Source organism: Pseudomonas sp. H1_D05 (assembly GCF_054682705.1).
Genome location: NZ_CP162825.1, coordinates 2,881,980 through 2,908,800, shown reverse-complemented (window position 1 = coordinate 2,908,800; position 26,821 = coordinate 2,881,980). Strand labels below are relative to the sequence as shown.

Here is a 26,821-nt window from a genome sequence, read left to right as displayed (position 1 = left end):
TCTCAACAGGCATGTTATATTGTTTCAATTCTAAAAATTGGAACAACATAACATGTCGTCTCGAACAAAGGCTTCCCTGCTCAGCCTGAGCCTTGGTCTGCTGGTCGATCCAGCCTTCGCCGAAGAACCCAAGCCGCTTGAACTCGACGCCATCAGCGTCATCTCCGACTACGAATCGCCGACCGGCCCGGTCAAAGGCTACCGCGCCACACGCTCGTCCAGCGCGACCAAAACCGACACGGCGATCCGTGATATCCCACAGGCGATCAGCGTAGTGCCCGCCAGTGTGCTCAAGGATCTGGGCAGCAGCAGTGTCGAGCGCGCGCTGGATTTCGCCGGCGGCGTATCCAAGCAAAACAACTTCGGCGGCCTGACGCTGTACGAATACAGCGTGCGCGGCTTCACCACGTCGGAGTTCTACAAGGACGGCTTCAGTGCCAACCGGGGTTATCCGAGCACGCCGGACGCAGCGAATATCGAGCGCATCGAAGTACTCAAAGGCCCGGCCGCCAGTCTGTATGGTCGAGGCGATCCCGGCGGCACGGTGAACATCGTCACCAAAAAACCGCAGGCCGAAGCCTTCACCACTCTGCAAACCAGCGCCGGCAGTTGGGATCGCTATCGCACCGCGCTGGACGTCAACACACCGCTGGATGATGAGGGTGATGTGCTGTCGCGAATCAACCTCGCGGTTGAGGGCAACCACAGTTTTCGCGATCACGTCGACAGCCAGCGCGTATTCGTCGCGCCCTCGATCAGTTGGCAATTGAACCCGGACACGTCGTTGCTGGTGGAAAGCGAAATCGTCCGCCACAGCTCGACCTTTGATCGCGGTATCGTCGCGCCCAACAATAAATGGAGCGGTGTTTCGCGCTCGACTTTCCTTGGCGAACCCAACGACGGCAACATCGATAATCACAACAATCTGCTTCAGGCCACGTTGGAACATCACCTCAACGACAGCTGGAAGCTGCGTCTCGCCAGTCATTACAAGGAAGGCAAACTCTGGGGCGATGCTTCGGAAAGTCGTCCATTGAACGCCAACGGCCACACCGTCAACCGCCGCTATCGCGAGCGCGACACGAACTGGCACGACAGCATCACCCAACTGGAACTGCGCGGCCTGTTCGATCTCGGCCCGTGGCAACACGAATTGCTGATTGGCACCGAGTACGAAAACTTCCGCAAGAACGAGCGCGTCACCACTATTGCTGGCGGCCCCTACGCCATCGACATCTACAAGCCGATCTACGGCCAACCGAAACCCAGCGGTGCGCGGTCGGGCACTGACTTCTTCGAACAGGTCGAAAGTCATGCACTGAACCTGCAGGACCAGATCGTCTTCACCGACAAACTGCGCGGGATGATCGGCGCACGCTTCGAGCATTTTGATCAGCACATCGACGATCACAGCCGCAACGCTACCAGCAACCAACGCCACGACGCGCTCACCCAGCGGGTCGGCCTGCTCTATCAATTGACGCCGAAAACCGGGCTGTTCGCCAACGCCTCGACCTCGTTCAAACCGAACAATGGCCTCGACGCCGCCGGCAAATCCTTCGACCCGGAAGAAGGCGTCGGCTACGAAGTCGGGATCAAGAACGAGCTGTTCGACGAACGCCTGAGCAGCACCCTCGCCTTCTTCCACATCGACAAAGAAAACGTTCTCGCCCTCGACCCGGCCACCGACACCAGCCGCGCCATGGGCAAGGCACGCAGTCGCGGCTTCGATTGGCAGGTCACCGGGCAAGTCACCGATGCGGTGCGAGTCATCGGCGCCTTCGCCTACATCGACGCCGAAGTGACCAAGGGCGACGCGGTGATTTCCACCGGCAGCCGCATCCTCGGCGTGGCCAAGCGTAGCGGCAGTCTGCTCGGTGTTTACGAATTTCAGGATGGCCATTTGCGTGGTTCGGACGTCGGTGCAGCGTTCACCTACGTCGGCGATCGCTCGGGAGAATCCGGCAGCGACTTCGAATTGCCGGCGTATCACACCGTCGACCTGCTCGCGCATTACAAGGCCAGCGACAACGTCACTGTCGGCCTGAACCTGAACAACCTCTTCGACGAGAAGTATTACGAGCGCTCCTACAGCAACTACTGGGTCAACCCCGGTGAGCCGCGCAATTTCACCGTCAGCCTGACTCTCAACCTGTAAAAGGACGTCACCATGCAATACGGCAAATCCCTTGTACTTATCGCCGCGCTGTTCGCCGGTCAGGTCTCGGCCCATGGCCTGTGGACTGAGCAACGGCGCGGCAATATCGAAGTGGTCTACGGTCATGGCGCTGAGGACAACGCGTTCAAGGCGCAGAAGATCAGCGGCGCGTGGGCTTACGACGCGAGCGGCAAGATGATTCCGGTGAGCGTCGAGCGCCTGACGGATCACGCACGACTGAAACCACTGAAAGCTCCGGCCGTCCTGGCCGTGGCGCTGAACAACGGCATGTGGTCGCAGACTGCTGACAAAAAGTGGGTCAACGAAGGCCGGAGCAAAGTGCCGGGCGCTGTCGAAGCGACGCAGACGTTCAAATACAGCCTGGCGATTTATCAGCCGGGAGCGAAGTTGCCCAAGCTTGATCAGATCAAGTTGCTGATTGTGCCGGAGGTTGATCCGCTCACCGTGGGGCCAGGGAAATCATTACCGGTGCGGGTGCTGCTCGATGGCAAACCGGCGGTGGGGGTGAAGTTGATTGGCGATTATCGCAGTGCACCGAACACGTTGAGCACCGAGACTGACAAGGATGGTCGGGCGCAGGTGTTGGTGAGGAATGAAGGGTTGAATGTGATTGCGGCGCAGATTGAAGTGCCGGTGAAGGACAGCGCGGATGTGAACAGTCGCGGCTTGTTTAGCTCACTGACCTTCCTTGGCGAAGCGCATCACGAATAAGAGCAGACCCTCACCCCAGCCCTCTCCCGGAGGGAGAGGGAGCCGACCGAGGTGTGAGACTTCATGCATCGACCTGAAAGACCAGATCGATTATGGATTCAATACAAATCGTGCACGTCGACGAAACTCTGCAATATCCCCCAATCAATCCCCTCTCCCTCTGGGCGGTCCGACGTTTCGGGAGGGCTAGGGTGAGGGGCTTTTGCTTTTATAGGTCGCCAAGCCCGTCGATCAACGCCTGATTCTGCTCCGGCGTGCCAATCGAAATCCGCAGGAACTGCGCAATCCGCTCCTGCTTGAAGTGCCGCACGATCACGCCCTGCTCACGCAGCTTGGCCGCCAGCCCCGCCGCATCATGCTGCGGATGCCGGGCAAAAATGAAGTTAGCCGCCGACGGCAGCACTTCAAACCCCTTGGCCTGCAACTGTGCAATCACCCACTCACGGCTCTCGATGACCAGACGGCAGGTCTTGTCGAAGTGCTCACGATCTTCAAACGCCGCTGCCGCCCCGACAATCGCCAGACGATCCAGCGGATAGGAGTTGAAGCTGTTCTTGATCCGCTCCAGCGCCTCGATGAGATCGGGATGGCCGACCGCCAGACCAACGCGCAAACCCGCCAAAGAGCGCGACTTGGACAGGGTCTGCGTCACCAGCAGGTTCGGATAACGGTCCACCAGACTGATCGCCGTCTCGCCGCCGAAGTCGATGTACGCCTCATCCACAACCACTACCGAATCCGGGCTGGCCTTGAGGATCTGCTCAACCGCGTCCAGCGCCAGCAGGCAGCCGGTTGGCGCGTTCGGGTTAGGGAAGATGATCCCGCCATTCGGCTTGGCGTAGTCGGCCGGATCGATCTGGAACTGCGCGTCCAGCGGCACCGCATCAAACTCGATGCCGTACAAACCGCAGTAAACCGGATAGAAGCTGTAGCTGATGTCCGGGAACAACAGCGGCTGATCGTGTTGCAGCAATCCGTGGAAAATGTGCGCGAGCACTTCGTCCGAACCGTTGCCAAGGAACACCTGATTGCTCTGCACGCCGTAATACTGGGCGACAGCAGTTTTCAGCAGATCACTGTTCGGGTCCGGGTACAGGCGCAGGTTGTCGTTGAGTTCGACCTGCATCGCTGCCAAGGCTTTTGGCGACGGGCCGTACGGGTTTTCGTTGGTGTTGAGCTTGACCAGTTTGGTCAGCTTCGGTTGTTCGCCCGGTACGTACGGCACCAGATCCTTGACGAACGGGCTCCAGAATTTGCTCATCGCTCAGTTCCCCTGCCCTTGTAGAAAGTCTTCGTCTTTGATGCGGTATTCAGCACTGCGCGCGTGGGCGCTCAGCGACTCGCCACGGGCCAATACCGACGCCGTTTTGCCCAGCTCGGAAGCACCGGCCTCGGAGCAGAAGATGATCGACGAACGCTTCTGGAAGTCGTACACGCCCAGCGGCGAGGAGAACCGCGCGGTGCCCGAGGTTGGCAGCACGTGGTTCGGGCCTGCGCAGTAATCGCCCAGGGCTTCGGAGGTGTGACGGCCCATGAAGATCGCACCGGCGTGGCGGATCTGCGGCAGCCGGGCTTGCGGGTCAGCGACCGAAAGCTCCAAGTGCTCCGGTGCGATGCGGTTGGCGACTTCGATGGCTTGGGCCATGTCCCTCACGTGAATCAATGCACCACGGCCATTGATCGAGGTTTCGATGATGGTCGCGCGATCCATGGTCGGCAGCAGTTTGTCGATGCTCGCGGCGACCTTGTCGAGGAACTCGGCGTCCGGGCTGACCAGAATCGCCTGGGCGTCTTCGTCGTGCTCGGCTTGCGAGAACAGGTCCATGGCGATCCAGTCCGGATCGGTCTGGCCATCGCACACCACGAGGATTTCCGAAGGCCCGGCGATCATGTCGATGCCGACCTGACCGAACACGTGGCGCTTGGCAGTGGCGACATAGATGTTGCCCGGGCCAACAACCTTGTCGACCTGCGGCACGCTTTCGGTGCCATAGGCCAAAGCAGCAACCGCTTGTGCGCCACCGATGGTGAACACCCGGTCGACGCCTGCGATGCATGCGGCCGCCAGCACCAGTTCGTTGATTTCACCGCGCGGGGTCGGTACGACCATGACCACTTCGGTCACGCCGGCGACCTTGGCCGGAATCGCGTTCATCAGCACCGACGACGGGTACGACGCCTTGCCACCCGGCACATACAGGCCTGCGCGATCCAGCGGCGTGACCTTCTGGCCCAGCACCGTACCGTCGGCTTCGGTGTAGCTCCAGGAATCCTGCTTCTGTTTTTCGTGATAGCTGCGCACACGGGCCGCGGCTTTTTCCAGGGCTTCGCGCTGGGGCACGGTGATGCGGGTCAAAGCCAGTTCCAGACGCTCACGCGGCAGGATCAGCTCAGCCATCGAAGCGACTTCAAGGCCATCAAACTTCTGGGTGAACTCGACCAGCGCCGCGTCACCGCGTTCGCGCACAGCCTTGATGATGTCCAGCACGCGCTGATTGACCGAGTCGTCAGACACACTTTCCCAGCTCAGCAGATGATCCAGATGATGCGCGAAATCCGGGTCAGCAGCGTTGAGTCGGCGAATTGCAGTCGGTGCGGTCATAGCGAGAGCCTCATAGGAATGGCAAAAACTCAGGCGCCCTAACTTAGCAGTCGTTTCCGCTTGGGCACCTGAGATTCTGGCTATGAGGCGGATAGACGGGCGCGACTTAACGTCGCGCAGGTGAATCAGCCGCGGTGTCGCGATTCCACTGCGTTGCGCAGGGTATCGATCAACGCCTGGATTCGGGCGTGTTGCATTTTCATCGAAGCCTTGTTGACCACCAGGCGCGAGCTGATCGTGGCGATCAGTTCCTGAGGTTCCGGGCCGTTGGCGCGCAGGGTGTTGCCGGTGTCGACCACGTCGATGATCTTGTCAGCGAGACCGATCAGTGGCGCCAGCTCCATCGAGCCGTACAGCTTGATGATGTCGACCTGACGGCCCTGCTCGGCGTAGTAACGCTTGGCCACATTGACGAATTTGGTCGCCACGCGCAGACGGCCTTTTGGCTCCGGCGCGCCGATCTTGCCGGCGGTCATCAGCTTGCACTGGGCGATCTGCAGATCCAGTGGCTCGTAGAGGCCCTGGCCGGTGTATTCCATCAACACGTCTTTGCCGGCAACGCCAAGGTCGGCCGCGCCATGCTCGACATAGGTCGGCACATCGGTGGCGCGCACGATCAGCAGACGAACGTCGTCCTGGGTCGTGGGAATGATCAGCTTGCGGCTCTTGTCCGGATTCTCGGTCGGCACGATGCCCGCTTCGGCAAGAAGCGGCAGGGTGTCGTCAAGGATGCGGCCCTTGGACAGTGCGATGGTCAACATGGGAAACGTCAGTCCTTATCAAGGTACTCATGTCCGGTCGCAATCGGCGCCGGACACACATCGAGCCGGAAACCGGCTCGACTCTTAAAATCAGTGGACACGTCCCTGTGTCCCAATGCAGCAATCAGCCCGGAACGCGACGGATCTTGGCGCCCAGCATCTGCAGTTTTTCTTCGATGCACTCGTAACCACGGTCGATGTGGTAGATGCGGTCGATCAAAGTATCGCCTTCGGCAACCAGTGCCGAGATTACCAGGCTGGCCGAAGCACGCAGGTCGGTCGCCATCACTGGCGCGCCTTTCAGAACTTCAGTACCGGTGACGATGGCGGTGTTGCCTTCGACCTGGATCTTTGCGCCCATGCGGTGCAGTTCGTACACGTGCATGAAACGGTTTTCGAAGATCGTCTCGATCACGGCACCGGTGCCTTCGGCAATGGCGTTGAGCGAGATGAACTGCGCTTGCATGTCAGTCGGGAACGCCGGGTACGGCGCGGTGCGCACGTTGACGGCTTTCGGACGCTTGCCGTGCATGTTCAGCTCGATCCAGTCTTCACCACAGGTGATTTCTGCGCCGGCTTCACGGAGTTTTTCCAGAACGGCTTCGAGGATGGTCGGATCAGTGTCCTTGACCTTGACGCGACCGCCGGTCACGGCAGCGGCGACCAGATAGGTGCCGGTTTCGATACGGTCAGGCATGACCTTATAGAAAGCCGAACCCAGACGCTCGACGCCATCAATAGTGATGGTGTCAGTACCAGCGCCGGACACCTTGGCACCCATGGCGTTGAGGAAGTTCGCCAGGTCAACCACTTCTGGTTCACGGGCGGCGTTCTGCAACACGCTGCGGCCCTTGGCCAGAGCAGCGGCCATCATGATGTTCTCGGTACCGGTCACGCTGACGGTATCGAAGAAGAAGTGCGCACCGCGCAGGCCACCTTCAGGCGCCTTGGCCTTGATGTAGCCGCCTTCAACGTCGATCACCGCGCCCATGGCTTCGAGGCCACGGATGTGCAGGTCAACCGGACGCGAACCGATAGCGCAACCGCCAGGCAGTGCCACTTCGGCTTCACCGAAACGGGCAACCATCGGGCCCAGTACCAGGATCGACGCACGCATGGTTTTCACCAGTTCGTACGGCGCGATCAGGGTCTTGATGGTGCGCGGGTCGATTTCGACGCTGAGTTTTTCGTCGATCACCGGCTCGATGCCCATGCGACCGAACAGCTCGATCATGGTGGTGATGTCGTGCAAGTGCGGCAGGTTGCCAACGGTCACCGGGCCATCGCACAGCAGGGTGGCGGCCAGGATCGGCAGGGCGGAGTTTTTTGCGCCGGAAATGCGGATCTCGCCATCAAGACGAGCGCCACCGGTAATAATCAATTTATCCATAAGAATCTCGACGCCCTTAGGCTCAGGTGCGCTCGGCCCAGGCCGCGCTGCTGAAAAATTTCATAGTGACCGCATGGATGCTGCCATCGATGATCCATGGGTTCAAATGGGCATAGACCTGCTGCTGACGCTTCACCGGGCTCAACGCCGCCAGTTCATCGCTAATCACGTTCAGCAGGAAATTGCAGCCTTCGCCCTCAACTTCTACCAACGTTCCGGGCAGCTTTCCTTCAAGGAAGCTCTTCACTTCTACGGCCTGCATGCTCAACCTCAATCGGCGCCCTGTGCGCACGGGTCGGACATCATACAAAAAAGCCCCGCGCCTGCGAACCCCGCATGGCAGGACTCTGACGGGGGGCTTCTTTATAGATGTGGGTTCAGGGGTGCGCCAACAGTTCGGTCAGTTCACTGACCTGAGCAATTTCGCGCATGTCTTCGGGCATCGCACGGATGCTGACAGCCTTGCCGGCCGCATTCGCATCGCGCATGAAGCACAGCAGCAACGATAAACCGACGCTGCTGGACTTCTTCACCGCCGAGCAATCGATCACCAGCGAAGAGGCCTTGCTGGACTTGATCAGCGCCTGGCCTTGCTTGCGCAGGTCAGCGCCGGTGCGATAGTCCAGCACTCCGCTAAGCAGAAGCTCGTCGACATCACTCATACGAACTGCGGCCTCATTCATTGCGCGGGGTTCTTTTCGGTGGCTTCTTTGGCCTTGGCCACTTCCCCGGCCCAACCATTGATGGTCTTGTCCAGATCGTTGCCATTGCGCTGCATCGCGTCGGCGAACTGATCGCGGAACAGTTTGCCGATGTTGATGCCGTTGATGATCACGTTGCGCAGTTTCCACTCGCCGTTGATCTTCTCCAGCGTGTACTGCACAGGATAGATTGCGCCGCTGCTGCCCTTGACGGTCATGTTTACGCTGGTGCGATCGCCCGATTCGTCCTTGGCAGGGTCAACGGTGATGCCCTGGTTGTTGTACTCAAGCAGAGCGTTGCCGTAGAACTGGAACAGGCCTTTCTTGAAGTTTTCCTGGAAGGTCTGCATCTGCGCCGGCGTGGCCTTGCGCGAGTACTTGACCGTCATGATGCTCTTGGAAATGCCTTCGGCATCCACCACTGGCCCGACGATGTTGTTGAGCGCCGTGTAGAAATCCGTCGGGTCCTGCTTGTATTTCTCTTTGTTGGCAGCCAGGTCGGCCAGCAACCGGGTGGTGGTGTCCTGCACCAGATCATGTGCCGAAGTCGCAGCAGCCACGGCGTTACCCATAAACGGCAAGGCCGCCAACAGCACCAACAGGCTGCGTCGCAAGATAGAGATCATTCAAAAGCTCCTCATTTGGCGTCTTTGCTAACGGTATTGAGCAGGAATTTACCGATAAGGTCTTCCAGTACCAGTGACGACTGCGTGTCATGGATGGTTCCACCATCCTTCAGCGGCTTGTCTTCTCCGCCAACGCTGATACCGATGTACTTCTCGCCCAGCAGACCAGCGGTCAGGATAGACGCTGTGGAGTCGGTCGGAAGATTGTCGACCTTTTTATCCACTTGCAGGGTGACCCGACCGGTGAAGCTGTCGCGATCCAGATCGATCGCCGTGACCTTGCCGATGGTCACACCGGCCATGGTCACTTTGGCTCTGACCGTCAAACCGGCGATATTGTCAAAGTAGGCATAAAGTTTATAGGTGTCGGTGGTCGACGTCGGAGACAGACCACTGACCCGCAAAGCAAGCAGCAACAAGGCCAGGATCCCTGCCAGCAGGAACAGGCCGACACCGATTTCCAGGGTGCGGTTTTGCATCAGAAATCTCCAAACATCAAAGCGGTCAGAATAAAGTCCAGGCCGAGCACTGCCAGCGAGGCAAACACCACGGTCTTGGTGGTAGCACGACTGATGCCCTCGGAAGTGGGCTCACAGTCATAGCCTTGGAATACGGCAATCCAGGTCACTACAAAGGCGAAAACAATACTTTTGATCACGCCATTGAGCACATCACTGGTGAAATTCACGCTGTTCTGCATGTTCGCCCAATAAGAGCCTTCATACACACCCAGCCAGTCGACAGCCACCCACGAACCGCCCCAGATGCCTACCACGCTGAAAATCATCGCCAGCACCGGCAGGGAAATGAAGCCGGCCCACAGGCGCGGGGCAATGATGTACTTGAGCGGATCGACACCGATCATTTCCAGGCTGGACAGCTGTTCGGTGGACTTCATGTTGCCGATCTCGGCGGTCAGTGCCGAACCGGCACGACCGGCGAACAACAGCGCCGTCACCACCGGGCCGAGTTCACGCAGCAGGGTCAGCGCAACCATCTGCCCCACCGCCTGCTCCGAACCGTAGCTCGACAGAATGCTGAAACCCTGCAGCGCCAGCACCATGCCGATGAAGATCCCGGAAACAACAATGATCACCAGCGACATTACGCCGACCGAATGCAGTTGCTTGACCAGCAGGCCGAAGCCACCACTGATGCCACCGCGACCCAACAACGCGTGAAACAGAAACAGCGTCGCACGACCGAACACCGCGACGGCATCGATCGCCGCCTCGCCGAACCGGCGTACGCGTTCTATTAATGAAATTCTGCGCATCAGCGCTTCCCCAGAAGATCTGCGCGGTAATCCGTCGCTGGAAAATGGTACGGCACCGGGCCATCGGGATCGCCGGTCATGAACTGACGGATACGCGGCTCGTCCGAGTTCATCAACTCGTCCGGCGTACCCTGCCCCAGCACCTGACCATCACCGACGACATAGATGTAGTCGGCAATGCTCGCGGTTTCGGCCAGATCGTGGGACACCACGATACTGGTTATCCCCAGGGCATCGTTGAGCAGGCGGATCAGGCGGACCAGCACGCCCATGGCGATCGGGTCCTGCCCGACGAACGGTTCGTCGTACATGAGGATCTGCGGATCGAGCGCAATCGCTCGCGCCAGTGCGACGCGGCGCTTCATGCCACCGGACAGTTCGTCCGGCATCAGCTCGATGGCACCGCGCAGACCGACCGCCTGCAATTTGAGCAGGACGATGTCGCGGATCATTTCTTCCGGCAAATCAGTATGAACACGCAGGGGGAAAGCCACGTTCTCGAAAACATCGAGATCGGTGAACAGTGCGCCGCTTTGAAACAGCACACCCATGTGCTTTCGCGCATCGAACAGATCGCTGCGCGAAAGCGCAGGCAGGTTCTGGCCGTTGACCCAGACTTCGCCGCTGGCAGGGCGCAGTTGTGCCCCCATCAATCGCAGCAGCGTGGTCTTGCCACACCCGGAAGGTCCCATGATGCCGGTGACCTTGCCGCGCGGGATGCGAATATCGACGTTATTGAAAATGCTGCGCGCACCGCGCTTGAAGGAGACTCCCTTCAGCTCGACCGCGTAGGCGTTATCGGCACTCATCTAAACTCCTTGCGATGCAGCCTCTCACTCGGACGCCTGTCTTTACTTAAAAAGTACGTACATCCCGGGCAGGCCGAACTGGCGGCGAACTATATCACTGCAAAGGCTACGCGCCCAAGGCTTGTACCAGCCTGTGTTCGGCGATATGACAGGTGCGCAGGCTCTTTTCCCGGGTTTTGGTAACGAGTAATGACAAAGCACGACGAACTTGCGTGAGGCTTTGCAACATAACCGCTATAATCGCCGCCTTTTCATCGGGCTATACGATTTCTGACATGAGCCAATCCAGCGACCTGATTCAATCGGCACAACGCACCATCCAACTCGAAGTGGAAGCCGTACAAGGCTTGTTGCCCCATATCGACGCCGATTTCGTACGCGCTTGCGAGATGATTCTGGCCAGTAAAGGCCGTGTAGTCGTGGTTGGCATGGGCAAGTCCGGGCACATCGGCAACAAGATTGCAGCCACCCTGGCCAGCACCGGCACCCCGGCCTTTTTTGTCCACCCGGCCGAAGCCAGTCATGGCGACATGGGCATGATCACTCGTGACGATGTGATTCTGGCCCTGTCGAACTCCGGCTCGACCAATGAAATCGTAACCCTGCTGCCGTTGATCAAACGTCTGGGCATCCAGCTGATCAGCGTCACCGGCAACCCGCAATCGCCGCTGGCCAAGGCTGCCGAGGTCAATCTCAATGTTCATGTCGAGCATGAAGCCTGCCCGCTGAACCTGGCACCGACCTCGTCGACGACCGCAGCACTGGTCATGGGCGATGCGCTGGCCGTGGCACTGCTGGAAGCACGCGGCTTCACCGCCGAAGATTTCGCTTTCTCGCACCCGGGTGGCGCCCTCGGCCGTCGCCTGCTGCTGAAAGTGGAAAACGTCATGCACGCCGGACAAGAGTTGCCGCAAGTCCAACGCGGCACGCTGCTCAAGGACGCACTGATGGAAATGACCCGTAAAGGTCTGGGCATGACCGTCATCCTTGAAACCGACGGTAAACTCGCCGGGATCTTCACCGACGGCGACTTGCGCCGCACGCTGGATCGCAGCATCGACATCCGCAGCGCCACCATCGACCAGGTAATGACGGCCCACGGCAAGACTGCCCGCCCGGAAATGCTGGCCGCCGAAGCCCTGAAAATCATGGAAGATCACCGAATCAACGCATTGGTAGTCGTAGACGAGGAAGATCGCCCGGTCGGCGCCTTCAACCTCTCCGACCTGCTGCGCGCAGGAGTCATGTAATGAGCAACGATCTGCTGCAACGCGGCAAAGCGATCAAACTGGCGGTTTTCGACGTCGACGGCGTCCTCACCGACGGGCGCCTGTACTTCCTTGAAGACGGCAGCGAGTTCAAGACCTTCAACACCCTCGACGGTCAAGGCATCAAAATGCTGATGAACGCCGGCGTGCAGACCGCTATCATCAGCGGCCGCAAGACACCCGTCGTTGAACGTCGAGCGAAAAACCTGGGGATTCCCCACCTGTTTCAGGGCCGTGAAGACAAACTGGTCGTGCTCGACGGCCTGCTTGCGCAACTGGGCCTAAGCTATGAAGAAGTCGCCTACCTCGGTGACGATCTGCCCGACCTGCCGGTGATTCGCCGGGTAGGCTTGGGCATGGCCGTGGCCAACGCTGCCGATTTCGTCCGCGAACACGCCCATGGCGTTACCCGCGCCCGTGGTGGCGAAGGCGCCGCCCGCGAATTCTGCGAATTGATCCTGCGCGCCCAGGGCCGCCTCGATGCGGCCAACGCCGCGTACCTGTGAGCCAAACCATGTTCAGCAAAAAATTTCGTAACTTCCTGCTGTTCGGCTGCATCGCTGCGATTTTCGCAGCGGTCGGCTATTGGAATATCAGCCCGGAACGCTTTCTCGACAAACCACCGGTCACCTCGGTTGAAACGCCTATCGACTGGTATGCAACCAACACGCATACCCTGCAATACCTGCCGGATGGCAAGGTGCAGTATGAGATGACGTCCGAAAAAGCCGAGCACGTGAAGGCAACCGACGTCACGCTCGTGACCAAACCCGACCTGAACATGTATCGCGGAACAGAATTTCCGTGGCACGTTACCAGTGAGCGCGGTGAAGTGAACTCAGGCGGCACCGAAGTCGAACTGATCGACTCGGTACGCGTTGCGCGCACCGATGAAAAGAAGCGTGACATCCTGATCACGTCCACTCGCATGACCGTGTTCCCGCAGCAGGAATATGCGCAGACCGAGCAACCCGTTAGAATCGACGGCGCTGGCGGTGTATCGACTGGCGTTGGAATGAAAGCGTACCTGAAGGAAAGCAGGATACACCTGCTATCGAACGTAAGAGGACAGTATGAGGCTCGTTAAAACCCTCCCTATTTTGCTCAGTCTGGGCGCAGCACTGGGAAGCGTGAGCGCCTGGGCTCTGCCGAACGATCAGCAGCAACCTATCCGCATTCAGGCCGACGACGCCCAACTGGACGACAAGAACGGCATCGCCACCTATAAAGGTGATGTGATCATCACCCAAGGTTCGATGATCGTTAAAGGCAACACCGTCACCATGACTCGCGCGCCGAATGGAGATATCGACGTGGTGACCTCCGTGGGCAACCTGGCTTATTTCGAGCAGTTGCAAACCCAGGGGGACACCAAACCGGTTCAAGGCTACGGCGTGACGATTCAATACCATGCCCAGCAAAACCGCGTCGTGCTGATCGACAAGGCCAAGGTCGTCGACAAAGACGGCAACGTCACTCAGGGCGAGAAAATCGTCTACGACACCGTGAAGAAACTGGCCAGCGCTGGTCGCGCTACCGGCAGCAAGGTCACCGAAACGCGTCCGCGCATCGACATGGTGATCCAGCCGAAGAAGAAAACCGACGAGAAAACCCAGTAATGGCAACTCTGAAAGCTCAGCACCTGGCCAAGGCCTATAAAAGCCGCCAGGTCGTGCGTGACGTCAGCCTGTCGATCGACAGCGGCCAGATCGTCGGCCTGCTCGGCCCGAACGGTGCCGGCAAGACCACGTGCTTCTACATGATCGTCGGCCTGGTACAGGCCGATCAGGGTCGCGTGCTGATCGACGATCTGGACGTCAGCCACCAGCCGATGCACGGTCGCGCCAAGGCCGGTATCGGCTATCTGCCGCAAGAAGCGTCGATCTTCCGAAAACTGTCGGTGGCCGACAACATCATGGCCATCCTCGAGACCCGTCAGGAGCTCGACAAGGCCGGCCGTCGCAAGGAGCTGGAAAGCCTGCTGCAGGAATTCCACATCAGCCACATCCGCGACAACCTTGGCATGAGCCTGTCCGGTGGTGAACGTCGCCGGGTGGAAATCGCTCGCGCGCTGGCAACGGCACCGAAATTCATCCTGCTCGACGAACCGTTCGCCGGTGTCGATCCGATCTCGGTCGGCGACATCAAGCAGATCATCCACCACCTCAAGGCCAAGGGCATCGGTGTATTGATCACCGACCACAACGTCCGTGAGACGCTGGACATCTGCGAAACCGCTTACATCGTCAACGATGGTCAACTGATCGCCGAAGGCGATGCAGAAACCATCCTGGCCAACGATCTGGTCAAGGAAGTGTATCTGGGCCACGAGTTCCGCTTGTAAGCGTAACAGTGCCCGGTGCGCCGCCCGGGCGCTGTATCGATTCAAGCAGGAATTAATACGCTTTAATTGTTACAGCGCTCTAGGCAAACACTTCAGTTTCAGGCATATAATTTGCTTAAGTTTGGCGCCCCGGCGCCCTGTAGTGGATGGCGCATAGCGCCGGCGAATAAGGTGTTAAGCCCCTGCCATGAAACCATCGCTAGTCTTGAGAATGGGCCAGCAGCTGACGATGACACCGCAGCTGCAACAGGCCATCCGCCTGCTCCAATTGTCGACCCTGGATCTGCAACAGGAAATCCAGGAGGCTCTGGAATCCAATCCGATGCTCGAACGCCAGGAAGAAGGCGAAGACTTCGACAATTCCGACCCTATGGCCGACAACGCCGAACAGAAGCCCAACACCGAGATCCAGGAACCCTCGTATCAGGAAACCGCGCCGACGGTGGACAACCTGGAGGAAGGTGACTGGAGCGAGCGTATCCCCAACGAACTGCCGGTCGATACCGCCTGGGAAGACGTCTATCAGACCAGCGCCAGCAGCCTGCCCAGCAGCGATGACGACGAATGGGACTTCACCACCCGCACGTCCGCCGGCGAGAGCCTGCAAAGCCACCTGCTGTGGCAACTGAACCTGGCACCGATGTCCGACACCGATCGCCTGATCGCCGTCACCCTGATCGATTGCATCAACAATCAGGGCTACCTGGACGAAACCCTCGAAGAAATCCTCGAGGCGTTCGATCCGGAACTCGACATCGAACTCGATGAAATCGAAGCCGTCCTGCACCGCATTCAGCAATTCGAACCTGCTGGTATCGGCGCGCGCAACCTTAGTGAATGCCTGCTGCTGCAATTGCGTCAGCTACCCGCCAAGACGCCTTGGCTGGCTGAAGCGAAACGTTTGGTCAGCGATTACATCGACCTGCTCGGCAGCCGCGATTACAGCCAGTTGATGCGCCGCATGAAGCTCAAGGAAGACGAGCTGCGCCAGGTCATCGAACTGGTGCAAAGCCTCAATCCGCGCCCTGGCTCGCAAATCGAATCCACTGAAGCCGAATACGTTGTCCCTGACGTCATCGTGCGCAAGGACAACGAGCGCTGGCTGGTCGAGCTGAATCAGGAATCGGTGCCGCGTCTGCGCGTCAACGCCCAGTACGCCGGTTTCGTCCGCCGTGCCGACACCAGCGCCGACAACACCTTCATGCGCAATCAGTTGCAGGAAGCCCGCTGGTTCATCAAGAGCCTGCAGAGCCGCAACGAAACCCTGATGAAAGTAGCCACCCAGATCGTCGAGCATCAGCGCGGTTTTCTGGAGTACGGCGACGAGGCCATGAAACCGTTGGTTCTGCACGACATCGCTGAAGCGGTCGGCATGCACGAATCGACCATTTCCCGGGTGACCACACAGAAATTCATGCATACCCCGCGCGGTATTTATGAACTGAAATACTTTTTCTCCAGCCACGTCAGCACCTCCGAAGGCGGCGAATGCTCGTCCACGGCGATCCGCGCGATCATCAAAAAACTGGTTGCCGCGGAAAATCAGAAAAAGCCGTTGAGTGACAGCAAGATCGCTGGTTTACTGGAGGCACAAGGCATTCAGGTGGCTCGCCGCACCGTCGCCAAGTACCGCGAATCCCTCGGGATCGCGCCTTCGAGCGAACGCAAGCGGTTGATGTAAGCCACGTTACAGCGTTCCAGTGGCAGGCTATCCAGCCTGCCGCTTTATGCACTGGCAACGAAGGAGAAGCTGTATGCAAGTCAACATCAGTGGACACCAACTGGAAGTGACCCAACCTCTGCGTTCCTACATCGAGGAAAAACTCCAACGACTGGAGCGCCATTTCGACAAGATCACCAACGTGCAAGTCACGATGTGCGTCGAAAAGCTGAAGCAGAAAATCGAAGCCACCTTGCATATTCCCGGCGGAGAAGTGGTTGCCAATGCCGAGCATGACGACATGTATGCCGCCATTGACCTGCTGACCGACAAGCTGGATCGCCAACTCAAAAAGCATAAGGAAAAGACCCAAAGCCTCCTCCAGGGCGCGACCGGTCGATAACCCCCCATTCCATGATCCGACTTGAAAGTATCCTGACCCCCGGCCGTTCCCTCGTGAACGTGCCGGGCGGCAGTAAAAAGAAAGCCCTCGAACAAATTGCCAACCTGATCGCCCGCGAAGTGGCGGATCTGGAGATGCAAGATGTCTACGAGGCACTGATTGCCCGTGAAAAACTCGGTTCCACCGGTTTTGGTAACGGCATCGCCATTCCCCATTGCCGCCTCAAGGGTTGCACAGCACCGATCAGTGCGCTGATGCACCTTGATGCTCCGATTGATTTCGACGCCATTGACGGCGCACCGGTTGACCTGCTGTTTGTTTTGCTGGTCCCGGAGGCTGCCACCGATGCGCACCTGGAGCTGCTGCGCCAGATCGCCAGCATGCTCGATCGCAAGGAAGTGCGTGAAAAACTGCGCAGCGCTCCAAGCAATGAAGCGTTGTATCAGGTTGTCCTGGACGAGCAGAACGGGCACTAATCATGCGCTTGATCATCGTCAGTGGCCGTTCCGGCTCGGGTAAAAGTACGGCTCTGGATGTCCTTGAGGACAACGGCTATTACTGCATCGACAACCTGCCCGCAGGCTTGCTGCCGGAACTGGCCGAACGCGCGCTGATTCACACGGAACTGGCGCAGCCGCTGGTAGCCGTGTCCATCGATGCGCGCAACCTGCCGAGCCACCTGACACGCTTTCCCGAACTGCTTGAAGATGTCCGGGCCAAACACATCCAGTGCGACGTCCTGTATCTGGACGCCGACGAAGAAACCCTGCTCAAGCGTTTCTCCGAAACCCGCCGTCGTCACCCGCTGAGCAACGCCAACCGCTCACTGGCCGAGGCGATCCAGGATGAAACCGCCCTGCTCGGCCCGATTGCCGACCTCGCGGACCTGAAGATCAACACCACCAATTTGAACCTGTACCAGTTGCGCGACTCCATCAAGCTGCGTCTGCTGAACCAGCCGGAGCCGGGGACCGCATTTCTGGTCGAGTCCTTCGGCTTCAAACGCGGCATGCCGGTGGATGCGGATCTGGTGTTCGATGTGCGCTGCCTGCCCAATCCGTACTGGAAGCCGGAACTGCGCGCGCAATCGGGTCTCGATGCGCCGGTGGCTGAATACCTGGCGGCACAGCCGGAGGTCGAAGAAATGTTTCAGGACATCTTCACCTACCTGCACAAGTGGCTGCCGCGCTTCGCCGCGAGCAACCGCGCTTACGTCACCATTGCCATTGGCTGCACCGGCGGGCATCACCGCTCCGTCTACCTGACCGAACGTCTGGGTCAGGCCCTGCAGAAAACCCTGAAGAACGTCCAGGTTCGCCACCGCGACCTCACTTAAAGGATTCACACCGCGATGCCTGCTCTGGAAATCGAAATCATCAACAAGCTGGGCCTGCATGCCCGCGCATCGGCCAAGTTTGTCGGGGTGGCCGGGCAGTATCCGGATTGCACGATCAGAGTGGGCCGTACACCAGAGACCACGGTTGATGGCAAAAGCATCATGGCGATGATGATGCTAGCGGCTGGCAAGGGCACCAAGATCTATCTGAGCACCGAAGGGCATCAGGAACAGGAAGCGCTGGATGCGCTGGTGGCGTTGATCAACAACTACTTCGACGAAGGCGGCTGACAGCCAAAGTCAAAAGATCGCAGCCTGCTGCAGCGCCTGCATTGGAATGCGTTCCCTGCAGGAACTGCCGCAGGCTGCGATCTTTTACCCTGCTTCAACCCAACGCCGTATCCATCACCATCATCAGACAAAACCCGATCAACAGGCCAAGACCGGCCAGTTTGTCATGACCATTGCGTCGCGACTCGGGAATCACTTCATGGGTCACCACCAGCAACATCGCCCCCGCCGCCAGAGCTAGTCCTAATGGCAACAACACCTGCGCCAGACTGACCAGCCACGCACATAACAACGCAAACACCGGTTCGACCAGACCTGACGCCGCACCGATCAGGAACGCCCTGACCCGCGACATCCCCGCCCCGGCCAACACCAACGCGATCACCAGACCTTCCGGGACATCCTGCAAAGCGATACCCATGGCCAGGCTGTCCGCATCCGGCATGCCGCCGCCAGCAGAAACGCCGACAGCCATGCCTTCAGGGATGTTATGGGCAATGATGGCGAACACGAACAGCCAGATCCGTGGTGGAATCACCGGATGCTCGACGGTGCCGACGAGCATTTCCGGGGACGCGCCGGAAACCTTGCGATCGACCAGATACAGCCCGAACGCACCCAGCATGATGCCGAAGCAGGTCAGGCCGCTGGCACCCCACGGTGTCAGTCCGAGGCTTTCGGCGGCAGCAATGCCCGGCACGATCAGCGAAAACGCCGTCGCCGCCAGCATCACCCCGGCACCAAAACCCAGCAAGGTATCACTGAGTGTCTGCGGCATCCGCCGAATCACCAGCACTGGCATAGCCCCGAGCGCCGTGCAGAGGGCGCAGATCGCGCCGCCCTGCAACGCGCGCAAGAGCCTCGGCTCGAGATTCAGCCATTCCAGTCCGTGGGCGACCAGCAAAGTCATGCCCGCCAACAGCAACAGCGATCCCACTGCGTAACGAAACATACGCCCACTTCCGATCGCCAGCGTTTCAGTGCCCATAGTCAGCCTTGGATTGTTTTTATAGAAGACTTAAACCAGCGCAGCCTGATAACGCGCAGCGACTTCAGGCCAATTGATCACGTTGTAAAAGGCGTTGATGTATTCCGGCCGACGGTTCTGGTAGCGCAGGTAGTAGGCGTGCTCCCAGACATCGAGGCCGAGAATCGGCGTGTTGCCGTTCATCAAGGGGCTGTCCTGGTTGCCGCTGCTTTCCACCAGCAGTTTTTTCTCCGGGGTCACGCTCAGCCAGGCCCAGCCACTGCCGAAACGGGTCAGTGCGGCTTTGGTGAAGGCTTCCTTGAAACTGTCGAGGCCGCCCAATTGTTCATCGATGGCTTTGGCCAGCGCGCCGTCTGGTTTGCCGCCGCCGCTTGGCACCATGACTTCCCAGAACAGCGAGTGATTGGCGTGACCGCCGCCCTGATTGATCACTGCCGCACGAAGTTTTTCCGGCAGATCCTTGACGCTGGCGACCAGTTTTTCTACCGGCCATTCGGCGTATTCAGTGCCTTCTACGGCGGCGTTGAGGTTGTTGATGTAGGTCTGGTGATGCTTGGTGTAGTGGATCTCCATAGTCTGCGCATCGATGTGCGGTTCGAGCGCGTCGTAGGCGTAAGGCAAGGCAGGCAAGGTAAAAGCCATTTCAATGGACTCCATGGTGATGGGGGGCAGGTGCGCGGCGCGCATTGCCGGTATCCGGATGCAGCAGGCGTTGGGTGCGCGGGTATTCACCGTGCTCGCTGATGAAATTCAACAGCTCGACGTAAGTCTTGCTGCTCTGGCGCAGCGCCGCTTCACGCAAGGCGAGGCGCTGACGTTCGTCCTGCATGGTCTGCAACAAGCGTTGATGGATGGCGCAGAGGTATTCGGCGCTCTCCTCCGGCTGATTCAGGCGCAAGTGCAGATCGGCCAGGTTGTGGTGGGAGATGACGCAAGCCGCCACCGCTTCGTCGGCATCCGCCCAGCGTTCGAACAACACTTGCGCCAGGGCCAGGGCTTGCAGGTAAGCCTCACGGGCGTCGATCAGTTCGCCGAGCATGAAGCAGCGATTGGCCCTTTCGATCGTGCGTTTCCAGTGCTCCATGGTGAGCCTCCAAAGCGGTTGCGGGGTTTACACGCCGCCGGCGGTGAGTTTCTCGGGGTTGAGCAACTCTTCCAGTTGGCTGCGCGACAGGTCGGTGTGTTCCAGGGCGACGTCGATTACCGCACGGCCTTCCTTGTAGGCCTGCTTGGCGATTTCGGCGGCTTTCTGGTAACCGATGATCGGGTTGAGCGCGGTCACCAGAATCGGGTTGCGCGACAACGCTTCTTTAAGGCGCGACTCGTTCACCTTGAAGCTGACGATGGCTTTGTCGCCGAGCAAGCGGCTGGAATTGGCCAGCAGCTCGATGCTGCTCAGCAGGTTCTGCGCGATGATCGGCAGCATCACGTTCAGTTCGAAATTGCCCGACTGACCGGCAATGGTGATCACCGAATCGTTGCCGATCACCTGCGCGGCAACCATGGCGGTGGCTTCCGGGATCACCGGATTGACTTTGCCCGGCATGATCGACGAGCCCGGTTGCAGGGCTTCGAGTTCGATTTCACCGAGGCCGGCAAGCGGGCCTGAGTTCATCCAGCGCAGGTCGTTGGCGATTTTCATCAGCGACACCGCAGTGGCCTTGAGCTGGCCGGAGACGGCGACGGCGGTGTCCTGCGAGCCGATCAGCGCGAACAGATCCTTGCCCGGGGTGAATTCCACGTCGGTCAATTGACTCAACTGGCGGCTGAAACGTGCGGCGAATTCAGGATGCGCGTTGATCCCGGTGCCGACCGCCGTGCCACCCTGCGCCAGGGATTGCAGGCTTGGCAGCAAATCCTGCAGATGACTGATGTTGGCCTTGAGCTGCTGCGCCCAACCGTTCAGCACCTGGCTCATGCGCACCGGCATCGCGTCCATCAAATGCGTGCGGCCGGTTTTGACGTGGCGATGTACGTGCGTGGCTTTGTGCTCGATCACTTGCACCAGGTGCAGCAGCGCCGGCAGCAGTTGTTCGTGCAGGGCCAGCGCAGCACTGACGTGAATGGTGGTCGGGATGATGTCGTTGCTGCTCTGGCCGCAGTTGACGTGATCGTTGGCGTTGACCGGCTCGCCGAGCAGACGGCTGGCCAGGGTGGCGATCACTTCGTTGGCGTTCATGTTGGAACTGGTGCCGGAACCGGTCTGGAAGATGTCCACCGGGAAATGCGGCATGAAGTCGCCTTCGAGCAAGCCTTGCGCGGCGTCGCTGATGGCTTTGCCCTGCGCGGCGCTGATCTGGTTGAGTTCAACGTTGGCGCGGGCGGCGGCGGCTTTGGCGAGGATCAGCGCGCGGATGAATTGCGTCGGCATCGGTTTGCCGCTAATCGGGAAGTTATCCACCGCGCGCTGGGTTTGCGCGCCGTAGAGAGCGTCCACCGGCACCTGCAGTTCGCCCATGCTGTCGCGCTCAATACGTGTCTTGGTCATCTGAAAATCCTTGCACCAGTTCAATAAGAGGAATCGAGGGCAGCAGTTCGCAGGTGGCGAGCTGCCAGGTATAGCGTTGCCAACGCTGGAGCCGGCATTTGCACAGGGACAGGCGCTCCATTTCACGCAGTGGACGCCAGGCTTGATCGAGACAGAAGCTGCGCCAATGCCACGGCAAGGCGATGTCGGTGGCCGTGTCGAGCAGCAGATGGAAGGAGGTTTCAGCGATGGTCCAGGGAGAAGTCGCCGTACAACAGGCCAGATACCGGCCCTCGGCCAGATAGTGTTCGATCAGGCGCGGTTCGTCGGGATCCATCGCGCAACGGATCTGGCGACTCATCCAGCGCCAGCTTTCGAGGTACGGCTGCTCGTGCAAGGCAGAACTCATGATCCGGGGCTCATCCGATAATGAGATTTATTATTAGATGATAATGAGAACCAAAACAAGAGCGTCGAACCATGCAGATCTCATTGTGAGAGCGAGCCTGCTCGCGAAGGCTTCGTGCCGCTCACCACTGCGGTCGGCCGTGAAATCGCTTTCGCGAGCAGGCTCGCTCCCACATTGGTTTTGTATGGAGCCAATAAAAAAGGCGCGCCACCCGATGAGGTGGCGCGCCTTTTGTGTCTGACGGCCGGGGTTTAGCTGCCCGCGACAGTCATCCGCTCGATCAACACCGAACCGGTGCGAATGTTGCTGCGCAGCTCCAGATCATTACCGACCGCGACGATCTGCTTGAACATATCGCGCATGTTGCCGGCGATGGTCACCTCCTGCACGGCGAACTGGATTTCGCCATTCTCGACCCAGAAACCCGCCGCCCCGCGCGAATAGTCGCCGGTGACCATGTTCAAGCCATGGCCCATCAATTCGGTGACCAGCAAGCCACGGCCCATGCGCTTCAACAGTGCAGCCTGGTCTTCATCGCCATGGGTGACGAACAGGTTGTGTACGCCGCCTGCGTTGGCCGTGCTCGGCATACCCAGTTTACGTCCGGAGTACGTGCCGAGGATGTACGACACCAGCTCGCCCTTTTCGACGAACGGTTTGGCATACGTCGCCAGACCATCACCGTCGTAGGAAGCACTGCCCATCGCGCGCATCAGGTGCGGACGCTCATCGATGGTCAGCCATTCCGGGAACAGCTTCTGCCCCAGGGTGCCTTCAAGGAAGGACGACTTGCGATACAGGCTGCCACCGGACACCGCCGAGAGGAAACTGCCAAACAGACCACCCGCCAGTTCTGCGGAAAACAGCACCGGCACTTCGCAAGTCGGCACCGGGCGCGCGCCCAGACGGCTCGCCGCCCGTTGCGCAGCACGCTGGCCGATGCTTACCGGATCCGCGAGCAAAGTGCCCTGACGGTTTACGTCATACCAGTAATCGCGCTGCATCTGGCCATCGGCCTCGGCAATCATCACGCAACTCAGGCTGTGCCGCGTCGATGCGTAGCCACCAATGAAACCGTGGCTGTTGCCGTACACGCGGCAGCCCTGATGAGTGCTAAGGGTAGTGCCGTCGGCGTTCTTGATCCGCGCATCGGCGTCGAATGCCGCCGCTTCACAGAGCAAGGCCTTCTCGATGGCCTGCTCCGGGGTGATGTCCCACTCGTGGAACAGGTCGAAATCGTGTTGTTCCTTGGCCATCAACGCCGCATCGGCCGGGCCCGAGGCCTCGTCTTCGGAGGTGTGCTTAGCAATGGCCAGTGCCGCCGCGACGGTCTCGCGAATTGCGTCCGGGCCGGTCGCCGAGGTGCTGGCCGAGCCTTTGCGCTGGCCCACATACAGCGTGATGCCAAAACCCTGATCGCGGTTGAACTCGACGGTTTCGACTTCACGCTGACGCACTGATGTCGACAGCCCCTGCTCCAGCGACACCGCGACTTCGCAGGCACTGGCGCCCTGACGCTTGGCTTCGGCGATGATCTGCTCGACTTGTTCCTGCAGTGCCGGCAATGCCTGCGGGCCGACGCTTTGAACTGCACTCATGCTCATCTCCACTCAAATTCTGCTTTCGGCTGGGGTCATCGAGCGACCGGGCCGGACAAGCGGCCCCCGACTGGTTATCATGGCGGCGTTTCTTTGCGGACTGCCACCATGGTTGATTCTTACGACGACTCCCTCGATACGGGAGAAAAAAGCAAATCTCAGGTCAAACGCGAGCTGCATGCTCTGGTTGACCTCGGCGAGCGCCTGACAACACTCAAGCCAGACTTGATCGCAAAACTGCCGCTGACCGACGCTATGCGCCGGGCGTTGGCCGATGCGCCCAAGCACACCGCGAACATCGCGCGTAAACGGCACTTGCAGTTCATCGGCAAACTGATGCGCGATCAGGACACTGACGCAATTCTGACCTTGCTCGATCAACTCGATGCCTCGACTCGTCAGTACAACGAGCGTTTCCACAATCTCGAACGCTGGCGTGATCGCCTGATCGCGGGCGACGATGCCGTGCTGGAAAAATTCGTCGTCGAGTATCCGGACGCCGATCGCCAGCAACTGCGTTCCCTGATCCGTCAGGCTCAGCACGAGGTTGCGCAAAACAAACCTCCTGCTTCCAGCCGCAAGATCTTCAAGTACATCCGTGAGCTGGACGAGACTCAACGCGGTCTGCGTTGATATTCGCCACCGGGTGGTCGCCCTGCGCGCCACCCGAAGCTCCACCTCCTCTTATGCGCCCGTGCCACCCACGGTGATCGCATCGATTTTCAGCGTCGGCTGACCGACACCTACCGGCACCGATTGCCCATCCTTGCCGCACGTGCCCACACCGCTGTCCAGCGCCAGATCGTTACCGACCATCGACACCCGGCTCATCGCCTCGGGGCCGTTGCCGATCAACGTCGCGCCTTTGACCGGCGCAGTGATCTTGCCGTCTTCGATCAGGTACGCCTCGCTGGTGGAGAACACAAACTTGCCGCTGGTGATATCGACCTGACCGCCGCCGAGGTTGGCGCAGTAGATGCCCTTCTTCACCGACGCGATGATTTCTGCCGGATCGCTTTCGCCACCGAGCATGTAAGTGTTGGTCATGCGTGGCATCGGCAGATGCGCGTAGGATTCACGACGACCATTACCGGTGCGGGCCACGCCCATCAGACGCGCATTGAGCTTGTCCTGCATGTAGCCCTTGAGTACGCCGTTTTCGATCAGCGTGGTGCACTCGGTCGGGGTGCCCTCGTCGTCGACGCTCAGCGAACCGCGACGGCCGCTCAAGGTGCCGTCATCGACGATAGTGCAAAGTTTCGAGGCAACCATTTCGCCCATGCGGCCGCTGTAGGCCGAACTGCCCTTGCGGTTGAAGTCGCCTTCGAGACCGTGGCCGACGGCTTCGTGCAACAGCACACCGGACCAGCCCGAACCCAACACCACCGGCAACGTACCGGCCGGTGCAGGAATCGCTTCCAGATTTACCAGCGCCTGACGCAGCGCTTCACGGGCATAGCCCATGGCGCGGTCTTCGGCGAGGAAATAACGGTAGTCGGTACGCCCGCCGCCGCCATGCCCGCCACGCTCGCGACGGCCATTCTGTTCGACGATCACACTGACGTTGAAACGCACCAGTGGACGCACATCGGCGGCCAGACCGCCGTCGGTGGACGCCACCAGAATCCGCTCCCACACACCCGCCATGCTGACGCTGACCTGCTGGATACGCGGGTCAAGTGCGCGGGTGGCGACATCGATGCGCTTGAGCAGCTCGACTTTCTCGGCGCGGCTCAACACTTCCAGCGGGTTATCCGGCGCGTATAACTGTGCAACATCTTGAGTGGTAAACGCCTGGACTGTGCCGTTCTGCCCGGCCCGGGAGATCGAACGCGCGGCACGGGCCGCTGCACCGAGGGCTTCGAGGGTGATTGCGTTGCTGTAGGCAAAACCGGTTTTCTCACCGGACTGCGCGCGCACGCCGACACCCTGATCAAGGTTGAAGCTGCCTTCCTTGACGATGCCGTCTTCCAGCGCCCAGGATTCGGAAATCTGGCCCTGGAAATACAGGTCGGCGGCGTCGATGCCGGGGCCGGCCAGGTCGCCGAGCACGCCTTGCAGGCTCTCGATCGTCACGCCGCCGGGCGCCAACAGGTGATCACTGACTGAGGACAACAACTCGCTCATAGGTTTACGCCTTAAATTCGTGTTCTGAGGCAGGCCGCTGTGCGCCCTGCGAGAAAAACCGCCGATGACGCGTCACCGGCATTCGCGCCCTGATGGACGCTTGTTCATTGCTATCGCGCTCGGCCAACAACACCGCTTCGCCTTGATCCTGACTCGCCAGCACCCGGCCCCACGGGTCGATGATTGCCGCATGGCCGAACGTTTCTCGCGGTCCCGGATGGGTTCCGCCTTGTGCTGCGGCAAGCACATAACACTGTGTCTCGATGGCGCGTGCGCGAATCAGCACATCCCAATGCGCTGCGCCGGTCACCGCAGTAAAGGCTGACGGTGCGGTAATCAACTCGGCACCGGCGGCACGTAATTCGCTGTACAGCTCGGGAAAGCGCAAGTCGTAACACACGGTCAGACCGACTCGCCCCACGGGCGTATCGGCAACGACAACGCCACTGCCATAAGCATAGTCATCGGATTCGCGATAACGGCCGCGATTGTCCGCCACATCCACATCGAACAGATGCAACTTGTCATAGCGTGCAACGATTTCGCCATGCTCATTGACCAGCAGCGAGCAGGCGTTGGCTTTGGCCGTCGGCTGATCCACTGGAGGCAACGGCAAGGTGCCGGCCACTATCCATAACTTGAGGTCGCGGGCGGTCTGTTTCAACCACGGCAGGATCGGCCCTTCGCCCAATGCTTCGGCGCGGCCGATATCAGCGATGTCGCGACGGCCCATGGCGGCGAAGTTTTCCGGCAGCACCGCCAGCTTCGCGCCACCGGCCGCTGCCTGTTCGAGCAGGCGCCGGGCCTGGGCCAGATTGGCCAGCACGTCGCTCTGGCTGACCATTTGAATCACCGCTAAAGACATGGCGAACTCC

31 protein-coding genes are annotated in these 26,821 nt (G+C 59.7%); 13 read left to right on the top strand and 18 right to left on the bottom strand.

What is annotated here, in order from left to right; genetic code table 11:
* The first annotated feature begins 52 nt into the window (after window positions 1-52).
* Window positions 53-2,158 carry a TonB-dependent siderophore receptor gene (locus AB4O11_RS12985; RefSeq protein WP_460130817.1) on the top strand — a complete coding sequence of 702 codons (2,106 nt, stop codon included), beginning with the start codon at window positions 53-55 and terminating at the stop codon, window positions 2,156-2,158.
* A gap of 12 nt (window positions 2,159-2,170) precedes the next feature.
* Complete coding sequence (locus tag AB4O11_RS12980; RefSeq protein WP_460130815.1) at window positions 2,171-2,890, top strand: DUF4198 domain-containing protein; 720 nt, start codon at window positions 2,171-2,173, stop codon at window positions 2,888-2,890.
* 208 nt (window positions 2,891-3,098) lie between these two features.
* Here AB4O11_RS12980 and hisC read toward each other — a convergent pair whose 3' ends face one another.
* From hisC to AB4O11_RS12930, 10 genes are all read right to left on the bottom strand, one after another.
* Window positions 3,099-4,151 (bottom strand): histidinol-phosphate transaminase, encoded by a 1,053-nt coding sequence (gene hisC, locus AB4O11_RS12975; RefSeq protein WP_460089885.1) that lies wholly within the window; start codon window positions 4,149-4,151, stop codon window positions 3,099-3,101.
* 3 nt (window positions 4,152-4,154) lie between these two features.
* Window positions 4,155-5,492: a histidinol dehydrogenase gene (gene hisD / locus AB4O11_RS12970; RefSeq protein ID WP_460130813.1), complete on the bottom strand. Its 1,338-nt coding sequence runs from the start codon at window positions 5,490-5,492 to the stop codon at window positions 4,155-4,157.
* A 125-nt stretch (window positions 5,493-5,617) separates the two neighbouring features.
* Window positions 5,618-6,253 carry an ATP phosphoribosyltransferase gene (gene hisG, locus AB4O11_RS12965; protein ID WP_460130812.1) on the bottom strand — a complete coding sequence of 212 codons (636 nt, stop codon included), beginning with the start codon at window positions 6,251-6,253 and terminating at the stop codon, window positions 5,618-5,620.
* Window positions 6,254-6,377: 124 nt separating this feature from the next.
* A complete protein-coding gene (murA, locus tag AB4O11_RS12960; protein WP_007912385.1) occupies window positions 6,378-7,643 on the bottom strand; it encodes a UDP-N-acetylglucosamine 1-carboxyvinyltransferase in 1,266 nt (421 codons plus the stop codon).
* 22 nt (window positions 7,644-7,665) lie between these two features.
* Window positions 7,666-7,905 carry a BolA family protein gene (locus tag AB4O11_RS12955; RefSeq protein WP_460089882.1) on the bottom strand — a complete coding sequence of 80 codons (240 nt, stop codon included), beginning with the start codon at window positions 7,903-7,905 and terminating at the stop codon, window positions 7,666-7,668.
* Window positions 7,906-8,020: 115 nt separating this feature from the next.
* Window positions 8,021-8,326 carry an STAS domain-containing protein gene (locus AB4O11_RS12950; protein WP_034154488.1) on the bottom strand — a complete coding sequence of 102 codons (306 nt, stop codon included), beginning with the start codon at window positions 8,324-8,326 and terminating at the stop codon, window positions 8,021-8,023.
* Window positions 8,323-8,970 carry an MlaC/ttg2D family ABC transporter substrate-binding protein gene (locus AB4O11_RS12945; protein WP_460130810.1) on the bottom strand — a complete coding sequence of 216 codons (648 nt, stop codon included), beginning with the start codon at window positions 8,968-8,970 and terminating at the stop codon, window positions 8,323-8,325. Before AB4O11_RS12945 ends, AB4O11_RS12950 begins: the two co-directional genes overlap by 4 nt.
* Before the next feature lie 11 nt (window positions 8,971-8,981).
* Entirely contained in the window at window positions 8,982-9,449 is a 468-nt protein-coding gene (gene mlaD, locus AB4O11_RS12940) for an outer membrane lipid asymmetry maintenance protein MlaD (RefSeq protein ID WP_007912400.1), read from the bottom strand.
* Window positions 9,449-10,246 carry a lipid asymmetry maintenance ABC transporter permease subunit MlaE gene (gene mlaE / locus AB4O11_RS12935; protein ID WP_003221704.1) on the bottom strand — a complete coding sequence of 266 codons (798 nt, stop codon included), beginning with the start codon at window positions 10,244-10,246 and terminating at the stop codon, window positions 9,449-9,451. The genes mlaD and mlaE overlap by 1 nt, the downstream gene beginning before the upstream one ends.
* Window positions 10,246-11,055: an ATP-binding cassette domain-containing protein gene (locus AB4O11_RS12930; protein WP_007912403.1), complete on the bottom strand. Its 810-nt coding sequence runs from the start codon at window positions 11,053-11,055 to the stop codon at window positions 10,246-10,248. The genes mlaE and AB4O11_RS12930 overlap by 1 nt, the downstream gene beginning before the upstream one ends.
* A gap of 275 nt (window positions 11,056-11,330) precedes the next feature.
* Between AB4O11_RS12930 and AB4O11_RS12925 the strand changes: the two genes are divergently transcribed.
* The 10 genes from AB4O11_RS12925 to AB4O11_RS12880 all read left to right on the top strand — a co-directional run bounded on the left by AB4O11_RS12925 (window position 11,331) and on the right by AB4O11_RS12880 (window position 18,357).
* The gene (locus tag AB4O11_RS12925; protein ID WP_007912405.1) at window positions 11,331-12,305 is read left to right on the top strand and encodes a KpsF/GutQ family sugar-phosphate isomerase; all 975 of its coding nucleotides are present in this window, start codon (window positions 11,331-11,333) and stop codon (window positions 12,303-12,305) included.
* On the top strand, window positions 12,305-12,829 hold the full coding sequence (locus tag AB4O11_RS12920; protein WP_095049755.1) for a KdsC family phosphatase: 525 nt from the start codon (window positions 12,305-12,307) through the stop codon (window positions 12,827-12,829). Before AB4O11_RS12925 ends, AB4O11_RS12920 begins: the two co-directional genes overlap by 1 nt.
* Window positions 12,830-12,837: 8 nt before the next feature.
* Window positions 12,838-13,410 (top strand): LPS export ABC transporter periplasmic protein LptC, encoded by a 573-nt coding sequence (gene lptC, locus AB4O11_RS12915; protein WP_038357537.1) that lies wholly within the window; start codon window positions 12,838-12,840, stop codon window positions 13,408-13,410.
* On the top strand, window positions 13,397-13,942 hold the full coding sequence (gene lptA / locus AB4O11_RS12910; RefSeq protein WP_016984154.1) for a lipopolysaccharide transport periplasmic protein LptA: 546 nt from the start codon (window positions 13,397-13,399) through the stop codon (window positions 13,940-13,942). The genes lptC and lptA overlap by 14 nt, the downstream gene beginning before the upstream one ends.
* Window positions 13,942-14,667 (top strand): LPS export ABC transporter ATP-binding protein, encoded by a 726-nt coding sequence (gene lptB / locus AB4O11_RS12905; RefSeq protein WP_008085069.1) that lies wholly within the window; start codon window positions 13,942-13,944, stop codon window positions 14,665-14,667. The genes lptA and lptB overlap by 1 nt, the downstream gene beginning before the upstream one ends.
* 187 nt (window positions 14,668-14,854) lie before the next feature.
* Entirely contained in the window at window positions 14,855-16,348 is a 1,494-nt protein-coding gene (locus tag AB4O11_RS12900; protein ID WP_093435977.1) for an RNA polymerase factor sigma-54, read from the top strand.
* Between the two features lie 73 nt (window positions 16,349-16,421).
* Window positions 16,422-16,730 carry a ribosome hibernation-promoting factor, HPF/YfiA family gene (gene hpf, locus AB4O11_RS12895; RefSeq protein WP_116254663.1) on the top strand — a complete coding sequence of 103 codons (309 nt, stop codon included), beginning with the start codon at window positions 16,422-16,424 and terminating at the stop codon, window positions 16,728-16,730.
* 11 nt (window positions 16,731-16,741) lie between these two features.
* Window positions 16,742-17,206 carry a PTS IIA-like nitrogen regulatory protein PtsN gene (gene ptsN / locus AB4O11_RS12890; protein WP_093435969.1) on the top strand — a complete coding sequence of 155 codons (465 nt, stop codon included), beginning with the start codon at window positions 16,742-16,744 and terminating at the stop codon, window positions 17,204-17,206.
* Between the two features lie 2 nt (window positions 17,207-17,208).
* Entirely contained in the window at window positions 17,209-18,066 is an 858-nt protein-coding gene (gene rapZ, locus AB4O11_RS12885) for an RNase adapter RapZ (RefSeq protein ID WP_038357533.1), read from the top strand.
* 15 nt (window positions 18,067-18,081) lie between these two features.
* The gene (locus AB4O11_RS12880; protein WP_008085079.1) at window positions 18,082-18,357 is read left to right on the top strand and encodes an HPr family phosphocarrier protein; all 276 of its coding nucleotides are present in this window, start codon (window positions 18,082-18,084) and stop codon (window positions 18,355-18,357) included.
* Window positions 18,358-18,451: 94 nt separating this feature from the next.
* On the opposite strand, the gene AB4O11_RS12875 is transcribed toward AB4O11_RS12880, so the two are convergent.
* The 6 genes from AB4O11_RS12875 to pmbA all read right to left on the bottom strand — a co-directional run bounded on the left by AB4O11_RS12875 (window position 18,452) and on the right by pmbA (window position 23,819).
* Window positions 18,452-19,345, bottom strand: a complete 894-nt coding sequence (locus AB4O11_RS12875) for a ZIP family metal transporter (protein ID WP_460130807.1) — start codon at window positions 19,343-19,345, stop codon at window positions 18,452-18,454.
* A 30-nt stretch (window positions 19,346-19,375) separates the two neighbouring features.
* The gene (locus AB4O11_RS12870) at window positions 19,376-19,987 is read right to left on the bottom strand and encodes a superoxide dismutase (protein WP_116254665.1); all 612 of its coding nucleotides are present in this window, start codon (window positions 19,985-19,987) and stop codon (window positions 19,376-19,378) included.
* 1 nt (window position 19,988) lies between these two features.
* On the bottom strand, window positions 19,989-20,429 hold the full coding sequence (locus AB4O11_RS12865; RefSeq protein ID WP_016984162.1) for a hypothetical protein: 441 nt from the start codon (window positions 20,427-20,429) through the stop codon (window positions 19,989-19,991).
* A 27-nt stretch (window positions 20,430-20,456) separates the two neighbouring features.
* A complete protein-coding gene (locus AB4O11_RS12860; RefSeq protein ID WP_460130805.1) occupies window positions 20,457-21,833 on the bottom strand; it encodes a class II fumarate hydratase in 1,377 nt (458 codons plus the stop codon).
* On the bottom strand, window positions 21,814-22,221 hold the full coding sequence (locus tag AB4O11_RS12855) for a FagA protein (RefSeq protein WP_099758003.1): 408 nt from the start codon (window positions 22,219-22,221) through the stop codon (window positions 21,814-21,816). The genes AB4O11_RS12860 and AB4O11_RS12855 overlap by 20 nt, the downstream gene beginning before the upstream one ends.
* 251 nt (window positions 22,222-22,472) lie before the next feature.
* Window positions 22,473-23,819 (bottom strand): metalloprotease PmbA, encoded by a 1,347-nt coding sequence (gene pmbA / locus AB4O11_RS12850; RefSeq protein ID WP_460130803.1) that lies wholly within the window; start codon window positions 23,817-23,819, stop codon window positions 22,473-22,475.
* Between the two features lie 108 nt (window positions 23,820-23,927).
* Here pmbA and yjgA point away from each other — a divergent pair, with 108 nt between their 5' ends.
* Entirely contained in the window at window positions 23,928-24,452 is a 525-nt protein-coding gene (yjgA, locus tag AB4O11_RS12845) for a ribosome biogenesis factor YjgA (protein ID WP_007915377.1), read from the top strand.
* Between the two features lie 51 nt (window positions 24,453-24,503).
* On the opposite strand, the gene tldD is transcribed toward yjgA, so the two are convergent.
* Complete coding sequence (gene tldD / locus AB4O11_RS12840; RefSeq protein WP_034154473.1) at window positions 24,504-25,946, bottom strand: metalloprotease TldD; 1,443 nt, start codon at window positions 25,944-25,946, stop codon at window positions 24,504-24,506.
* 4 nt (window positions 25,947-25,950) lie between these two features.
* Entirely contained in the window at window positions 25,951-26,811 is an 861-nt protein-coding gene (locus AB4O11_RS12835; RefSeq protein WP_099758001.1) for a carbon-nitrogen hydrolase family protein, read from the bottom strand.
* Window positions 26,812-26,821 lie beyond the last annotated feature (10 nt).

Excerpts from the sequence above, each read along its gene's own strand:
- AB4O11_RS12985 (WP_460130817.1), top strand. The coding sequence starts at position 53 with ATGTCGTCTCGAACAAAGGCTTCCCTGCTCAGCCTGAGCCTTGGTCTG.
- AB4O11_RS12980 (WP_460130815.1), top strand. The coding sequence starts at position 2,171 with ATGCAATACGGCAAATCCCTTGTACTTATCGCCGCGCTGTTCGCCGGT.
- hisC (WP_460089885.1), bottom strand. The coding sequence starts at position 4,151 with ATGAGCAAATTCTGGAGCCCGTTCGTCAAGGATCTGGTGCCGTACGTA.
- hisD (WP_460130813.1), bottom strand. The coding sequence starts at position 5,492 with ATGACCGCACCGACTGCAATTCGCCGACTCAACGCTGCTGACCCGGAT.
- hisG (WP_460130812.1), bottom strand. The coding sequence starts at position 6,253 with ATGTTGACCATCGCACTGTCCAAGGGCCGCATCCTTGACGACACCCTG.
- murA (WP_007912385.1), bottom strand. The coding sequence starts at position 7,643 with ATGGATAAATTGATTATTACCGGTGGCGCTCGTCTTGATGGCGAGATC.
- AB4O11_RS12955 (WP_460089882.1), bottom strand. The coding sequence starts at position 7,905 with ATGCAGGCCGTAGAAGTGAAGAGCTTCCTTGAAGGAAAGCTGCCCGGA.
- AB4O11_RS12950 (WP_034154488.1), bottom strand. The coding sequence starts at position 8,326 with ATGAATGAGGCCGCAGTTCGTATGAGTGATGTCGACGAGCTTCTGCTT.
- AB4O11_RS12945 (WP_460130810.1), bottom strand. The coding sequence starts at position 8,970 with ATGATCTCTATCTTGCGACGCAGCCTGTTGGTGCTGTTGGCGGCCTTG.
- mlaD (WP_007912400.1), bottom strand. The coding sequence starts at position 9,449 with ATGCAAAACCGCACCCTGGAAATCGGTGTCGGCCTGTTCCTGCTGGCA.
- mlaE (WP_003221704.1), bottom strand. The coding sequence starts at position 10,246 with ATGCGCAGAATTTCATTAATAGAACGCGTACGCCGGTTCGGCGAGGCG.
- AB4O11_RS12930 (WP_007912403.1), bottom strand. The coding sequence starts at position 11,055 with ATGAGTGCCGATAACGCCTACGCGGTCGAGCTGAAGGGAGTCTCCTTC.
- AB4O11_RS12925 (WP_007912405.1), top strand. The coding sequence starts at position 11,331 with ATGAGCCAATCCAGCGACCTGATTCAATCGGCACAACGCACCATCCAA.
- AB4O11_RS12920 (WP_095049755.1), top strand. The coding sequence starts at position 12,305 with ATGAGCAACGATCTGCTGCAACGCGGCAAAGCGATCAAACTGGCGGTT.
- lptC (WP_038357537.1), top strand. The coding sequence starts at position 12,838 with ATGTTCAGCAAAAAATTTCGTAACTTCCTGCTGTTCGGCTGCATCGCT.
- lptA (WP_016984154.1), top strand. The coding sequence starts at position 13,397 with ATGAGGCTCGTTAAAACCCTCCCTATTTTGCTCAGTCTGGGCGCAGCA.
- lptB (WP_008085069.1), top strand. The coding sequence starts at position 13,942 with ATGGCAACTCTGAAAGCTCAGCACCTGGCCAAGGCCTATAAAAGCCGC.
- AB4O11_RS12900 (WP_093435977.1), top strand. The coding sequence starts at position 14,855 with ATGAAACCATCGCTAGTCTTGAGAATGGGCCAGCAGCTGACGATGACA.
- hpf (WP_116254663.1), top strand. The coding sequence starts at position 16,422 with ATGCAAGTCAACATCAGTGGACACCAACTGGAAGTGACCCAACCTCTG.
- ptsN (WP_093435969.1), top strand. The coding sequence starts at position 16,742 with ATGATCCGACTTGAAAGTATCCTGACCCCCGGCCGTTCCCTCGTGAAC.
- rapZ (WP_038357533.1), top strand. The coding sequence starts at position 17,209 with ATGCGCTTGATCATCGTCAGTGGCCGTTCCGGCTCGGGTAAAAGTACG.
- AB4O11_RS12880 (WP_008085079.1), top strand. The coding sequence starts at position 18,082 with ATGCCTGCTCTGGAAATCGAAATCATCAACAAGCTGGGCCTGCATGCC.
- AB4O11_RS12875 (WP_460130807.1), bottom strand. The coding sequence starts at position 19,345 with ATGGGCACTGAAACGCTGGCGATCGGAAGTGGGCGTATGTTTCGTTAC.
- AB4O11_RS12870 (WP_116254665.1), bottom strand. The coding sequence starts at position 19,987 with ATGGCTTTTACCTTGCCTGCCTTGCCTTACGCCTACGACGCGCTCGAA.
- AB4O11_RS12865 (WP_016984162.1), bottom strand. The coding sequence starts at position 20,429 with ATGGAGCACTGGAAACGCACGATCGAAAGGGCCAATCGCTGCTTCATG.
- AB4O11_RS12860 (WP_460130805.1), bottom strand. The coding sequence starts at position 21,833 with ATGACCAAGACACGTATTGAGCGCGACAGCATGGGCGAACTGCAGGTG.
- AB4O11_RS12855 (WP_099758003.1), bottom strand. The coding sequence starts at position 22,221 with ATGAGTTCTGCCTTGCACGAGCAGCCGTACCTCGAAAGCTGGCGCTGG.
- pmbA (WP_460130803.1), bottom strand. The coding sequence starts at position 23,819 with ATGAGTGCAGTTCAAAGCGTCGGCCCGCAGGCATTGCCGGCACTGCAG.
- yjgA (WP_007915377.1), top strand. The coding sequence starts at position 23,928 with ATGGTTGATTCTTACGACGACTCCCTCGATACGGGAGAAAAAAGCAAA.
- tldD (WP_034154473.1), bottom strand. The coding sequence starts at position 25,946 with ATGAGCGAGTTGTTGTCCTCAGTCAGTGATCACCTGTTGGCGCCCGGC.
- AB4O11_RS12835 (WP_099758001.1), bottom strand. The coding sequence starts at position 26,811 with ATGTCTTTAGCGGTGATTCAAATGGTCAGCCAGAGCGACGTGCTGGCC.